At 52.3% G+C, this 13,060-nt stretch carries 14 protein-coding genes; 1 reads left to right on the plus strand and 13 read right to left on the minus strand.

Going from position 1 to position 13,060, the window contains the following annotated elements:
- Positions 1 to 59: 59 nt before the first annotated feature.
- The 6 genes from PJDR2_RS30835 to PJDR2_RS30860 all read right to left on the minus strand — a co-directional run bounded on the left by PJDR2_RS30835 (position 60) and on the right by PJDR2_RS30860 (position 6,358).
- Positions 60 to 1,064 carry an ABC transporter substrate-binding protein gene (locus tag PJDR2_RS30835; protein ID WP_015847672.1) on the minus strand — a complete coding sequence of 335 codons (1,005 nt, stop codon included), beginning with the start codon at positions 1,062 to 1,064 and terminating at the stop codon, positions 60 to 62.
- Positions 1,065 to 1,185: 121 nt separating this feature from the next.
- Positions 1,186 to 2,511 (minus strand): amidohydrolase family protein, encoded by a 1,326-nt coding sequence (locus PJDR2_RS30840; protein ID WP_015847673.1) that lies wholly within the window; start codon positions 2,509 to 2,511, stop codon positions 1,186 to 1,188.
- Between the two features lie 12 nt (positions 2,512 to 2,523).
- Entirely contained in the window at positions 2,524 to 3,393 is an 870-nt protein-coding gene (locus PJDR2_RS30845) for an ABC transporter permease (RefSeq protein ID WP_015847674.1), read from the minus strand.
- A gap of 3 nt (positions 3,394 to 3,396) precedes the next feature.
- Positions 3,397 to 4,749 (minus strand): FAD-binding oxidoreductase, encoded by a 1,353-nt coding sequence (locus PJDR2_RS30850; protein ID WP_015847675.1) that lies wholly within the window; start codon positions 4,747 to 4,749, stop codon positions 3,397 to 3,399.
- Positions 4,750 to 4,764: 15 nt separating this feature from the next.
- Positions 4,765 to 5,538, minus strand: a complete 774-nt coding sequence (locus PJDR2_RS30855; protein ID WP_015847676.1) for an ABC transporter ATP-binding protein — start codon at positions 5,536 to 5,538, stop codon at positions 4,765 to 4,767.
- A gap of 13 nt (positions 5,539 to 5,551) precedes the next feature.
- On the minus strand, positions 5,552 to 6,358 hold the full coding sequence (locus PJDR2_RS30860; RefSeq protein ID WP_015847677.1) for a creatininase family protein: 807 nt from the start codon (positions 6,356 to 6,358) through the stop codon (positions 5,552 to 5,554).
- A gap of 257 nt (positions 6,359 to 6,615) precedes the next feature.
- Here PJDR2_RS30860 and PJDR2_RS30865 point away from each other — a divergent pair, with 257 nt between their 5' ends.
- Entirely contained in the window at positions 6,616 to 7,401 is a 786-nt protein-coding gene (locus tag PJDR2_RS30865) for a DeoR/GlpR family DNA-binding transcription regulator (RefSeq protein WP_015847678.1), read from the plus strand.
- A gap of 51 nt (positions 7,402 to 7,452) precedes the next feature.
- Here the strand turns inward: PJDR2_RS30865 and PJDR2_RS30870 are convergent, their stop codons facing one another.
- The 7 genes from PJDR2_RS30870 to PJDR2_RS30905 all read right to left on the minus strand — a co-directional run bounded on the left by PJDR2_RS30870 (position 7,453) and on the right by PJDR2_RS30905 (position 12,967).
- On the minus strand, positions 7,453 to 7,935 hold the full coding sequence (locus tag PJDR2_RS30870) for a GyrI-like domain-containing protein (RefSeq protein WP_015847679.1): 483 nt from the start codon (positions 7,933 to 7,935) through the stop codon (positions 7,453 to 7,455).
- 66 nt (positions 7,936 to 8,001) lie between these two features.
- Complete coding sequence (locus tag PJDR2_RS30875) at positions 8,002 to 8,454, minus strand: helix-turn-helix domain-containing protein (RefSeq protein ID WP_015847680.1); 453 nt, start codon at positions 8,452 to 8,454, stop codon at positions 8,002 to 8,004.
- A 180-nt stretch (positions 8,455 to 8,634) separates the two neighbouring features.
- The gene (locus PJDR2_RS30880) at positions 8,635 to 9,294 is read right to left on the minus strand and encodes a hypothetical protein (RefSeq protein WP_015847681.1); all 660 of its coding nucleotides are present in this window, start codon (positions 9,292 to 9,294) and stop codon (positions 8,635 to 8,637) included.
- Between the two features lie 21 nt (positions 9,295 to 9,315).
- Positions 9,316 to 10,122 carry an aminoglycoside N(3)-acetyltransferase gene (locus tag PJDR2_RS30885; RefSeq protein ID WP_015847682.1) on the minus strand — a complete coding sequence of 269 codons (807 nt, stop codon included), beginning with the start codon at positions 10,120 to 10,122 and terminating at the stop codon, positions 9,316 to 9,318.
- On the minus strand, positions 10,119 to 11,522 hold the full coding sequence (locus tag PJDR2_RS33795) for a TIGR02452 family protein (protein ID WP_015847683.1): 1,404 nt from the start codon (positions 11,520 to 11,522) through the stop codon (positions 10,119 to 10,121). Before PJDR2_RS33795 ends, PJDR2_RS30885 begins: the two co-directional genes overlap by 4 nt.
- On the minus strand, positions 11,519 to 12,412 hold the full coding sequence (locus PJDR2_RS30900; protein WP_015847684.1) for an NUDIX hydrolase: 894 nt from the start codon (positions 12,410 to 12,412) through the stop codon (positions 11,519 to 11,521). The genes PJDR2_RS33795 and PJDR2_RS30900 overlap by 4 nt, the downstream gene beginning before the upstream one ends.
- 135 nt (positions 12,413 to 12,547) lie before the next feature.
- Positions 12,548 to 12,967 carry an NUDIX hydrolase gene (locus PJDR2_RS30905; RefSeq protein WP_015847685.1) on the minus strand — a complete coding sequence of 140 codons (420 nt, stop codon included), beginning with the start codon at positions 12,965 to 12,967 and terminating at the stop codon, positions 12,548 to 12,550.
- Positions 12,968 to 13,060 lie beyond the last annotated feature (93 nt).

A 13,060-nucleotide genomic window follows, 5' to 3' on the forward strand; every position in this document is an offset into this window, starting at 1 on the left:
CTCCTTATAAAAACCGGAGCCGCGCATGCCGGCATGCAGCGGCTCCGTTACTTAATTTGTCATTTTCCCTTGCCCGGCAAATATTCGTTCGTAAACACATCTTCAATTGGCTCGGCTTCCTTCAAGAGCCCCATGTCCACCAGCTGCGCCTGCAGGCCGGACCAAATGTCCTTGCTCATGTAGCCAACGCCGTTGGTTTCCGCATCGCCGCCGTACACAAGCGGCTCCTGCGCTTTAGCGCCATACGCCATCGCTTCAAGCTTCAGATCCGGGTTTTTCTCCTGCATCACTTTGTTGATCTCTTCGGAATGATCCTTGTAGTAGTCCCAGCCTTTAATGGACGCCTCCACATAGGCTTTTACCGTATCCGGATGCTTCTTCAGGAAATCCTCGGTTGTATAAAGAACGTTGCCGTACTGCTTATAGCCAAGATCATAGTTCAGGAAGTAATCGACGTCGACGCCCTCCTGCTGCATGGAGAAAGGCTCGGATGTAATATAGATTTGCGTGGCCGCCTTCGGATCCGCTACGAAGTTAGCCAGCGAGCCGGTATACTTCATCTCCGTTACCTTATCAAGGCTGTAGGCTTTCTTTAAGTACTCCCAGAACACCACGCCGCTGCCGACAAAAATTTTGTTGCCGTTCAGCTCCGTAATGTCCTTGAACTGGCCCTTATGGAACATGATGCCCTGCGGGTTCTTCTGGAAGGTCGCCGCGATCGCCACGAGCGGAATGCCGTTCTGACGCGCCAGCAGGATTTCGTCAGCCTGACCCATGCCGAACTCCGCTTTCCCGCCAGCTACAATCTGGGTGGAAGAGATGCCGGGGCCGCCGGATTGAATGGTCATGTCGAGACCCGCGTCCTTGTAAAAGCCTTTGTCCAGCGCGGCATATTGCCCGCCATGCTCCGGCTCCGCGAACCAGTTGGTCACCTGGCTGACCTTGGTCAGCTCCTTCGAATCCCCGGATGATTTGCTGTCGCCGCAAGCGGACAACGTAAGCGCTGCGGCAAGAAGCACCGTCATTCCGCCTAATGTTTTCTTCGATCCCGTTTTTGTCAGCATGTTTCTCTTCCCCCTAAAATGGATTGATTTTCACTCCGAAAGCATAAGCCTATCCTCTTCTTCTCTATATGCGCATCCCTCTGGCAGCGGATAAACACCAGACTTTATGTCTACTTTGGATCTATGCAGGCGATCCCGACAGACTCGGCTCTATGCCGAACCGACTAAGCAAGGAGGCAAACGTCCACTTCGACTTGTTAAATACCCACCGCGATGACGGAAGCTCCTGGAACAGCTCTTCCTCCGAGCAGGCATCCACGACAACAAAGCTTGCCGGATTACCCGGAGCGATTCCGTATTGCGCAAGACCGGCAAGCTTGGCAGGATTGGTTGTCAACATGCGAAGCACGGTGACGATATCTTCCTCCTTCGCCAAGTGAGCCGCATAGGCGGTCATCAGCCCAATCTGCAGCAGATCCCCTCTGCCAAACGGGTGGAAAGGATCTTGAATATTGTCCGAAGCCGCGGCAACGGTAACTCCCGCTTCCTCAAGCTCCCTGACGCGGGTGACGCCGCGCCGTACGTTGCCTCGGTCACCGCGTCCCTGCAGGTAGAGATTAACGGCGGGCAAGGTAACCACCGCTATGCCCGCATCCGCCATTTTCGCAATCAGCCGTTCCGCTTCGTTATGCTCCATCGCGGACAAGGAGCAGAGATGGCCGGCCGTTGCCCGGCCGCCGTATCCGCCTGCTTTCACATAATCGCAGTAAATATCGATCGTTTTCGTGTCCGGATTATCCGATTCATCGGTATGAAGATCGATCGGCTTATCAAACATCTGAGCCAGCCGGAACGCCCAACCCACATTGGTCTCGGGATTAGGCGACAGATGCGGCGCCCCGCCGATTCCGTCTATACCCATGCGAAGCGTCTCGGAAGCAAACTCCGTCAGCTCCCGTTCATAGGCAGGGTCGTAGAAGAACATCGGGAAATACTGAATGTCTACGATTCCGCTGACCTTCTCCCGGGCCTCCAGCGCCGCTTCGATCGTCCGCATCGCCATCTCGCGGCCAAGATGAACCGGCACGTCGAGATGGCTGCGAAGCACCGCCGAGCCAAAGGAAGCAGAGCTGAGCGCGGCTTTCACAATGCGGTCACGGATCATTTCTTTCGTGAAGGCCGGCGATGCCGCCCGGTAATTCTCGATGGCCTCCAGCAGCGTGCCGGACCGGTTGCGTACCCAAGGCAGGGAATATGCCTTGTCGAGATGCATATGGGCATCCACAAAGCCCGGAAGCATCACTTTGCCTTCGAGATCAAGCAATGTGGCTGCCTTTAATTCGTCGAACGACAGCGCATGAATCGGCAGATGAGCGGAGGAGGCAATCACTCCGTCCTGGCGTTCAACCGCCGTCCAGCATCCTTCCCGCACTTTGACCGTGTACAGGTCATTGCTTTGCTGCAACGGCAGCTTTACGTTAATAGCTTCCAGCGTTTCTGTGCGCAAGAGAATTCACCTCTAACCTTCGGAAGATTTCATCTCGGATTCATGCCAGGAGCTTAACATCCACTTGGAGAAGGCGTTCACGAGCAGGAAGAACGCAATGCCGAGCAAGGATGCGGATAAACCGCAGGCGAACAAATAAGCAGTCTGCAGGCGGGACGACGCAACGGTTATGGCATAACCCAATCCGCCGTTGCCCCCGCCGATGCCGGCAATATACTCGCCGACAATCGCGCCGATTACGGCAAGCGTGCAAGAGATTTTGAGTCCCGCCACGATATAAGGAAGCGCGGCCGGGATACGAAGCCGGAACATGGTCTGCAGGGGAGAAGCATTGTAGAGATAGAAGAGATTCTTCATGTTGTGGTCGGTTGAATTCAGGCCGATAAGGGTGTTGGACAGCATTGGGAAAAATCCGATCAGGAAAGCAATAATGATGATGGCATTCATGCCTGCTCCAAACCAGATGACGATAATCGGGGCGATGGCAACGATCGGAATCGTCTGCATGATGATGGCGTAAGGGTAGATGCTTCGTTCAATCAGCTTGGAGCTGGCAAGCAGAATGGCAAAACCAATCCCCAGAAGAATACTGAGCAGGAATCCCAGCACTGCCTCGGTAATGGTGGTATACACGGATACCCACAAATTCGAGGCATTCTCGGAGGCGGCCAGTACAATATCCGAAGGCTTAGGAAGCAAATACGGCTTCAGGCCGGATAACCGGCAGAACAGCTCCCATGCGCCGATAAACAGAATAAAGGCGATAGACGGCGGACCTATTCTTTTCCATACTTTTTTCAGTGACGAGGTACGCAGCTTGGTTGTTGTGCCCGCATTCGTTCCAAACGATAAATCCGGGCTGGTGATTGTCTCCTCACGCATCGCTTATCCCTCCTGATTCGAAATACTCTCAACCGGCGTTTGCAGCTTGCCCGGGTTCAACAGTCCGCGGGGGTCGTTGGCACGCTTGGCGTTCACCATCGCATCCCACTCTCCGCGTCCTCCCATCTCCAGGATCCAGGTATGGGGGTCATTAATCCGAACGCCAATGGACCGGAAGAAGGCAATAACCTCGTACAGACGTTCATGCGTCGTATATCGGACAATCGGCAGCGCCGCGGGAACAACAACGCCCGCCGTGCGTATAAATTCGAGATGCATCAGCACTTCGTCGCCGAACTGCTCTTTAATAAGCGTTATCTGATCGAGGAACCGCTCCTTGTCAAAGCCCGCCTGCAAATAGGTCAGCGTCGGGTCGGTCTTAAGCGCCCATAACGTCGTATGGTTCCAAGTAAAATCGGACAGCCCGATTACTTTACGGTACTGTTCAGGGGAGATGGTGTAGCCGACTCGGCCGCCAAATGCGCCGGCATGCGCCGCAAGCCGCTCTTCGCTGCCATGCTCCGTTTCGAGTAGACAAGCGCTGCAGCCGGCTTCGAGTTTTGAAGCGATTGGCTTGAAAAAGGTTGGAATCGGCCATTCGACCGGAGCAACCAGCCGTTTGCGAATGGAATCATCCATCGCAACCGCATGGGAGAACCGTGCGGCCGATGCAAAATCATCGAACTGCGTAACCGTCTGCGTCCATTCCACCTTTGCCGCAATCGGAATCACGACTTCAACAAGCACGCCTGTCGTTCCGTAATTATGGATATAAGCAATCAAATCGTCTCCCTTGACGGTCAGCCTGCGCGGCGTTTCTTCCACCGTCAGGATAACCGCCTCCAGCACGTTGCCGTCCCACAGGTTGCCCCAGGTAATGGAGCCAATCCCGCCCGAGCCGCCGCTTACGAAGCCGCCGACCGTTGCTTTCACGTAAGTGCTCGGGTAAATCCGGAGCTCTTTCCCCTCGGAACGGAGAAGCTTCTCGAGCCCGCCAAGCCGAACTCCGGCCTGCACGCGCGCATAAGTATCGGTTACTTCAATGACCTTGTCGAGCTTGCTCAGATCAAGAACAATGCCGCCTTCGAGCGGAACCGCCTGACCGTAGTTGCCGGTACCCGCGCCGCGGGTTGTCACCGGAACCCGGTGTTTCCATGCGTAAGCGAGCACGCTCGCCGTCTCCTCCACGGAATGCGGAATGGCAACCGCCTCCGCCCTTTTATCCTGAAGCAGCGGGACGAGTACGGGGGAATACCAGTAGTAGTCTTTGGACAATTTCTCTACCTGGCCGGGATCCGACAGCAGCCTCTCTTCTCCGACCGCTGCCTGCATTTCAACTATCCAATCCTTTAACATTGCTTCTCCTCCTCTCTAATGCTTAAGAGCCTGCGACACGGAGCGGACAATTTGCCCGAATTCCGGCGTTGTACGGAATGACTCGTCGCGCGGGAACGGCACCGGTACGTCAATTAAATCGGACACCTTGCCCGGACGAGGGGTCATGACGGCGATGCGGGTCGACAGAAACACAGCTTCAAATACGTTATGGGTAACAAACAGCACGGTCATTTCCGGATCCTGCCGCCATAGTTCGAGCAGCTCGATCTGCAGCGTCTGGCGCGTAATTTCGTCAAGCGCTCCAAAAGGTTCATCCATCAGCAGCAGCTTAGGCCTTGCCACCAAGGCACGGGCAATCGATGCCCGCATCTTCATCCCGCCGGACAGCTCGCGCGGCATGGAACGCATATGGTCCTTCAGGCCAACCATCTCCAGCACGCGTTCTGCCTCCCGCTGTCTTTCCTTTCGCGGTACTCCGCGTAGCGCCAGCGGCAGCGTCACGTTATCAATGACAGAGTTCCAAGGCAGCAGCGTATGATCCTGAAAAACAAAAGCCGTATCGGACCGCTTGCGGGCAACGCTTGCCGATGCCCCCATAACCTGCAGAGTACCGCTGCTCGGATTGGACAACCCGGTAATCATCTTGAAGATCGTCGATTTCCCGCAGCCGGACGGCCCGACGAAACAAAGGAATTCCCCCTCGTGGATCGTCAGATCAACCTCTTTCACCGCTACCGTTCCGTTCGGATATACCTTGGACAGCCGCTCCATCCTTACCCATTCCTTGGCTCCAGTCATCGTTGTCATGATGATCCTCCTCCTATCCGTTCTTCAGTGATGCCATGCCAAACGAAGCAATGTGCAGCAGAGCTTCCGCCAGAAGCGGTCCGGCAGTCTCCAGCATCGCCGTCCCTCTATCTGCCGTGGCTTTGGTGGCGTCTCCCGCCACTCCGCTGCCCGAAATATCGTCCATCACCCAGGCAAAGGACCTCGACCGGAATGAAAAATAGCGGGAATCCGGGAACCTCGGCATCTCGCGGGGCGCAAGCTCCGCGTGAACCCAGCCCGGACATGTCGCCATAACAAGAGACGTCTCCACATCGCCGGCATGAATGCCGCAAGCTTTTTCCGCTTCATCCGTAAAGGAATCGCTGTAGCCGACAGCCCCGGGATCAAGCCGGTAGACCTCAAGCCCCGTCGCTATCCGGATTTCCCTCGCCATCATCCCCAGCAGATCCGCATTGCCGCCATGCGTATTAAAAAGCAGCAGCTTGCGGAAGCCGCTTCGGGCAAGGGAAGAAGAGATATCCTCCAGTACCGCCATTAATGTCTTGGCCGACAGGGTGATGGTCCCCGGATGGCCGGCATGCTCCGTGCTTTTTCCGTAACTTACGGATGGCAGCAGCCAAATGGACGAATCTTCGGGCAAATGCTCGAAGGCCTTAGTCAGCATCGCCTCGCCAAGCAGCGTATCCGTAAAGACCGGCATATGCGGACCATGCTGCTCCACCGCGCCAATGGGCAGCACAAGCAGCACATCGTCTTTGTTCATGGCCGCAATCTCTTTAGTCGTCAATCTTGGCAGGAAACGGCGGTCATAAGCTTCTCCCTGATAACGAAAGAACATGAAACACTCACCTCTTTAATAAAATTTTAATGTTAGAATAGATAACAACGAATTGACGGAAATAATCGATTTCCATGAGGGTCTAGCAAATTTTCTGAATATTAAGTAAACTAAAGTCACACTTAAGTAACACGAATTAACCTCATATTCACCTTATATCACACAAACGAAAGTTTGTATACAGAATTTTCACACAATTGAACAAATACATAACATAATAAGTTATGCTTGAGGAAGCTATTAGGAGGAGATCAATCATGCTAATCGGAACACGCCGTCACGAAATTATGATGCTGCTGGATTCAAAGCCGCAGTTAACGATCCTCGAGCTTGCCGAGCAGTTTAACGTATCCAAGATGACGATTCGCCGCGACCTCGATCTTCTGCAATCGGAAGGGAAAATTCAGCGCTTCCATGGGGGCGCCGTCAAGGTAAAACGGTTCATGGGCGCCAAATACGAGCAACGCGCAAATGAGCATAAGGCGGAGAAGCTGGCCATTGCCAAGGAAGCCGTCAAGCATATTCAGGATGGCATGAGCATTATTTTGGATGCAGGGACAACCGTGGCTTCCATGGTGGATGAATTAGAGAGGTTTAAAGGGCTTAAGATTATTACCCGTGATCTGCATACGGCTCTTATGCTGTCCAATGAAGAGAGATTCGGCAGCTTCGACGTGTATTGCTCGGGGGGAAGAATAAGCAAATGGGCGTATAGCCTGGACGGCATTTATGCGGAGAAAATGCTGCAGTCGCTGACTGTCGATGCGGCCTTCTTGACCTGCGAAGCCGTTTCTCTGACAAAGGGCGCCATGGCTTGGTCTCCGAATCTTGTCGGCGTCCGGCAGACCACCATGGAGGCCGCGGGAAAAACGATTCTGCTGGCCGATTCCAACAAGTTCAGCTACAATTCGCTTGCGATTTTTGCGAAACTCGATGAATTTGACGAGATTATTACCGACAGTCGTCTGGACGAGTATGAAGCGGTATCGTATCGCAAATCCGGCCTGCCGTTAACGACAGTATCCGCCACTGCCAGTCGATAAAACAAAAAAGCCTCCGCAGACAGGATCTGCGGAGGCTTCGTAATTATAGGGTTATACTTTTGGATCAACCGGTATCATAATCGTAAACTCGGGGTTTTTGGCATAAGGATCCTGCGCCACCCGGTACCGCTCAAAATGAGTGACATCACCTTTACGTAACGGATAACCCTGCTTCTCAATCCAGGCGAAAATGTTCGTATAAGAGGAGTCGATATTGTCTTCCTTCTTGTGCTCGGTCATGGCATAGGTCAGATCCGGAACGGTTACGCTTGCCATACCCTCAGGGACATCCTCCACTTGTTCGACTTCGAGAGCCGCATAGTGAATAAAGCTGTCGCCTTCATAATGATAGGATAAGCCGAGTAAAATGTCCGGTTGTACAACATGCCTGATTTCCGATAACCTTCGAATCACTTCCGTCTGAACGGCACGGATACCTCCCTCTCCCGCTTCCTCAAACGTTCCTTCCCACCTAATTCCGACCGCTTGAAAAGAGGGCTTGCTAACCAGGATGGCTTCAAAGACCTGATCCATTCCATCAACCTCCAAAGTAGAGTTACCACCCTATTTTACAAGATATGGATTATAAAATCTGTATATTTATTCTTCTTTGTATTTATCTTTTACAATACCGGAACCAATCCCCGCACCCACCATCAGAACAAGGGGAGCAAAGTTCCAGAACCACGTTCCGCCAAGCATGGTAATATCCGTACCGGCCAGTTTGTTTAGCCCCAGCACAACAAGCTTAATGACAAGCAGTAGCACGCCCAGCAGGAATAAAAGATCAAATGATGCCTTAAGCCTCGGATAGGCAAGCTGCCTGCTGTCCTTAATCACCTTTTGCGTCAACTCTTCATCGCTCCTTAATAATTCGTCAATCGTAACGCCAAAGAGATCGCTTATTTTGATAATAATCTCGATACTGGGATAGTTCTGATTGTTTTCCCACTTCGACACCGATTGGCGGCTGACAAACAGCTTCTCGGCTAGTTCATCCTGCGGCCACCCTTTGCTTTGTCTCATGGCCTTGAGCTTCTCTCCGAACACCACTACGAATTACCCCTTTCTGACGCAACTTATGTACCCACATCATGCTGATTTCATTGTACGAAGTAAAGCGAGCATTCGTTGCGAAGCGCCGCAACTATAGGTTGCGCAAGGATTTCCCCCGCGATAACAACACAAAAGGCCGCTCAGCGGAGCTGCACGGCCATTTTTTTACATTATTTTCTATACGGTAATATCATCTATGTAATAAGCATAAATCCGTTCAATCGGTTTGAAAAACAGGTGCCCGTCTTCCCACGGTTGGAAATGCAAATCCATCCTCGAGTCACTCCAGTTCTCCGGTGTTCCCGTTGTTTGGAGACGACCCGGCTTAACAGGCTCCTCCGTCACATTCGGGAATTCCTGATAGCCGAACAGGAGATTCTCGTGGATTCCGATAATCTCGTACTTGGGACCAAAGAAAGCCCGCTCCTCCTGAAGCTGGTAATGGTAATACACGTAGCTCCCGATCATCTCCGGCTTCAGATGGGCAACGCGCCCCACTCTTCTCTCCACCGGATGCTTGCGAAGCCAATGCTCCCGGTCCGCAGGTTCGTTAAAGTGAAAGACATCCATCATCCGAATCCATTTGCGGGGCTCTGCCTGTCCCGGCCAATCCGTCAAGTAAGGCTCCGCCGCACCGGCAACTTCCTCTGGGGCTAGCTTGCCGTCCGTGCACTCATAGTAAAGAAAGAGATTATGATTCCAATAAAAAGCCGCTGCCGTCATCAAACGCCCCTGCTTCACGAGGCGGATAACCTGCTCATCCTGCTGTAGAGCCGCTATGCCTTCCTCCTGAAGCCCCTCTCTCCATGCTGCCCTGAACATCAATCTTTCGATCATATCGCCAGCTCCATTCTACCTTTAAGTGAAATGCCGATGCTTTGGCAGCCACTGAACCGCGGCATCAACCGCTGCCTTCATTTCAAACAGCTTGCAATCACCCTGACCTACCTTGCCGCGCTGAACTCCGCTATGAAATTGCGCGCCAAACTCATCGAAATCACCCGAGTCATACGCATAATCCGTGAACCATCGCCAGGAACGTTCCCCATCGACCAGCATGGCCGTCCCCATCTTTTTCGCAGGCATGCGGTCAATCCTTGTCTCGGCAAGATGCAGGCTCGTACAGGAGTCGAAGCCAACGCCGAGCAGCAGCACCTTTGCCCCTGCCGCATACAGCTTGCCAAGCGGGGAAGCCTCCCCGAACTGGGGCGTTAACGGATGACCGGATATAATATACTCCGCATACTTGCCATTCGCGCAAAAGGATACCTGAGGGTGTTCCGACCTTAACGTGCCCGGATAAGTCCGGAACAGCTCGGCAATACGCCCCATCCCCCGTGTTGGCGTTATAGCCGGATCAAAAGCGGGCATTTCGTTATAAATGATCTCTAGCCATTCCTGCGGAACAGGAGGATTTCCCCATTCGGCGGGATCGCTCCAGTCTCCGCACTGCGCCGGCATGACCAGCGTGCCTTCAGCCCCAACGGCTTGCAGCAGGGCCTCCACAACCGCCTGCGGACCGCCGCATACCCAGCCTAAGCTGGACATAGAGGAATGGACAAGAAGATGGTCACCCTCCCGTATGCCTAGCTTACGCAGATCACGCACCATGCCGCTTACCGTTACGGGCAGCCGCGTTTGTTTTATAATGTCGTGTTCGCTCATTGGCTTTGCTCCTTTACTCGAAACACCTGTTCAAAGGCGTTATAGCATTTACGATCCTTTGACGTATCAAGTACGGCAAAGGTAATCGTCGAGAACCATGTGCCGTAACCTTCGGCTTCCAATAGATCATGCCACCAATTTGCTACTTTTACCGGATCATTCCCGAATACACCGCATCCGTAAGCACCCAGAATGAGATTGGTATCCCCCTGATGGGCAAAAACAGCTAACGCCAGCCGCATGCGGTCTTTCATAACGCGTTCCGCTTGAAGCTTATTCTCGCCTTTCTGCACAACCTGCCCGTAATTTACGGCCGGAAGGGTCAATACCGAGGCCCGTATAGGCTGACGAATGAGGTTAAATTTGGTATCCCTGAAAAATACGACATCGGGAGAGTAAATCGCATGATCGGTGTACATCATGGATCGGTAAGCCCGGTTGGCGGAATAAAAGCGCCCATGACGCAGTTGTGTCCCGTATAATCCGCTTGATGCAGCCAAACTCTCCTCTTGTGCCATTGCTCCGTTCAGAAATCCGCCGCCGGGATTCTTGGCGCTTGCAAAGTTAAGCACTCCTACCCGTTCGGCACCCGTTTCAGCATAGCGGATTATTGCTTGAACAGTAGCCTCATTCGTGACGTAAATAGATGGTTGGGACGCTCCCTTTACCGGCACCCGTAAATTACCGATTATGCTTACGCCTTCTTCCGGCGTAAAAAGCCGGCTTTTGTCCTCCGATAACTTCTGCGCTTCCGCTATGTTAACTTGAATGCCATTATAGTTATAATAGCCTTGCTGCTGAATCAGTAATGTCTCCTGTGCAATTTCTCTACGGTTCATGATTATCCCTTCTTTCGTTAAACAGTTCATCCCTACTTCCATTAACGCAAATCCAAGCCAGTTCTTTCCGCGCCACTTTAACGGATTTCCTGCATTGGAGTCCGACTGCCCCATACCTATACCCCAAATCCGGTCGTACGGGCTGGCTTCAACCAGGATGGAGTTATCCGTTGTCTTCAAAATTAGTCCAAGCTGAGCATTTTGCGAGAATTTAGCAAGGTTCCCTTTCTTCACAATCCCGTAGCAATGGCTCTCCCATAGCGTTTTATCGAAGTTTTTCACTGACCGGCCAAAAGCCTTGATCTCTTTCGGATCACTCGCTTGCAGGATTGCGGCCAATATCTCCCCATCCTGAAACAGCCGGGCTTTTTCCGCCATCATGTATTGCTCGGAGCATGAATACGGAACCCCATCGATAACGAATGGACTCATCCACCATTGGCTTAAGCAGCTTTTGTCAATCTTGCCGGGTTCGGAAGGCGTGTGCCCCCAGAAGAACAGAAACCTTCCCTTCCCGCCGACGGCATGCTCTTTCTGCAATTGTTCAATGCCGTATTTCATTCAAATCCCTCCATCTTTCTTCGATAGAGACGGGATGGACGGTGACCGGAGTTTTCCGTATAGTGATCCGTTTCCGTCACGAGGTCCGCAATCTTGCGCCGAAACGCCGCTTTCAAAAGCTCTTTATCCAAAATAACTTCATACACCTGCTGCAGTTCCGTTAGCGTAAACAGCTTAGGCATGAGATGAAGGGCTATATCGGTATAGTTCACCTTGCCTCTCAAACGTTCAATGGCATAGGCAATGATTTTGGCATGATCGAAAGCTAATCCGTCGTTGCTCACTATGCTGTAAGCGGTTTTTGTTGCTGCCTCCGTAACGGTATCCGTACGCTCCACCATTGCCTTCAGCTCTGCATAATCGGAGCTCAGAAGGAGTTCATACTGCAGCGTCCTGGCATATCCGCCCTCAACAAACTCCTTTTGCTCCCTGATCAGCCGGTACGATGCTTTAAACCATGCAGCGTTCGCCGCATCGTCTCCTGCCTTCAGCTCTAACTCTTTACTGTTCACCAGTGCCATGTAAGAGCAGCTCATGACCCAAGTTCGGGGATCCCGGCCGATATCGCTAAACGTATATAGTTGCTCCAAATAAACGTTATCGACTCCCGTCTCCTCGTGAAGCTCCCTGACCGCAGCCTCCTCCGTTGTTTCATGAGGCCGTACAAAACCGCCAGGCAAAGCCCATTGCCCCAGAAACGGATGACCGCCCCTCTGAATAAGCAGCAACCGAAGCTCCTTCTCGGGCAGTTTGCGGTAATTGTTTTCCTCTGTATGGGTTACCGTAAAAATAACCATATCCGCAGCAACCGAAGGGCGCTCATAGTCCCCGGGCTTATACTGCTCCATAAAGTCACGCTCGGTTAATCCGTTTGGATCCAGCCGTTCCAAGCTGCTCACACCCTCATCTATTGTTATTTTTACTTTGATAATAACAACTTGTTACTAACAAATATAGCAGAGCGGATTCCTGTCCGGCAAGGGCAAACTTGTTTATAACTAAAAAGGAGTACCGCAGCGGCACTCCTATTCCCCAACTATTTTATCCCTGTACAAATTGACCTGCTCGATCATGTGCCCGATATTCCCTTCGCCTGCGTATAGGGTCATATCGAAGAAGTTGCAATCGAGGTCCGACCAATACAGCTCATTCTCGTCGCCGGCGACGGCAACGTTTTCTCGCTTCAATCGCCCGGCATACACTTCCACGTAACAGTTCTGCAAGTAATACTTAAAATCCATAACGGGCATAAGGGAGATATCCTCTTGCGTAATACCGGTTTCTTCCGCTAGTTCCCGGTAAGCAGCGTCCAACCCGGTCTCGCCGGGCTCGATTTTCCCGCCAACCAGATTACTTAATCCTTTGTAGGGATCCTTCAGACGCCTGCACATTAGGAGTCTGCTCATATCCCTGCTGTATACCATGAGAACATTATATCCCTGCATGATGATACCCCCTTCTTCTGTAATAGTGGCGAGAAAACCTCTATGTTACAATAAATCTATCAATCCTAGTCCAATAGAATAGGCGGAGGCACA

Origin of the sequence: Paenibacillus sp. JDR-2, assembly GCF_000023585.1 — a bacterium.
Classification (GTDB): domain Bacteria; phylum Bacillota; class Bacilli; order Paenibacillales; family Paenibacillaceae; genus Pristimantibacillus.

Bases quoted from the DNA above. Each gene is read 5' to 3' on its own strand.
- PJDR2_RS30835 (WP_015847672.1), bottom strand. From the start codon at position 1,064: ATGCTGACAAAAACGGGATCGAAGAAAACATTAGGCGGAATGACGGTG.
- PJDR2_RS30845 (WP_015847674.1), bottom strand. From the start codon at position 3,393: ATGCGTGAGGAGACAATCACCAGCCCGGATTTATCGTTTGGAACGAAT.
- PJDR2_RS30850 (WP_015847675.1), bottom strand. From the start codon at position 4,749: ATGTTAAAGGATTGGATAGTTGAAATGCAGGCAGCGGTCGGAGAAGAG.
- PJDR2_RS30855 (WP_015847676.1), bottom strand. From the start codon at position 5,538: ATGACAACGATGACTGGAGCCAAGGAATGGGTAAGGATGGAGCGGCTG.
- PJDR2_RS30860 (WP_015847677.1), bottom strand. From the start codon at position 6,358: ATGTTCTTTCGTTATCAGGGAGAAGCTTATGACCGCCGTTTCCTGCCA.
- PJDR2_RS30865 (WP_015847678.1), top strand. From the start codon at position 6,616: ATGCTAATCGGAACACGCCGTCACGAAATTATGATGCTGCTGGATTCA.
- PJDR2_RS30870 (WP_015847679.1), bottom strand. From the start codon at position 7,935: ATGGATCAGGTCTTTGAAGCCATCCTGGTTAGCAAGCCCTCTTTTCAA.
- PJDR2_RS30880 (WP_015847681.1), bottom strand. From the start codon at position 9,294: ATGATCGAAAGATTGATGTTCAGGGCAGCATGGAGAGAGGGGCTTCAG.
- PJDR2_RS30885 (WP_015847682.1), bottom strand. From the start codon at position 10,122: ATGAGCGAACACGACATTATAAAACAAACGCGGCTGCCCGTAACGGTA.
- PJDR2_RS33795 (WP_015847683.1), bottom strand. From the start codon at position 11,522: ATGAAATACGGCATTGAACAATTGCAGAAAGAGCATGCCGTCGGCGGG.
- PJDR2_RS30905 (WP_015847685.1), bottom strand. From the start codon at position 12,967: ATGCAGGGATATAATGTTCTCATGGTATACAGCAGGGATATGAGCAGA.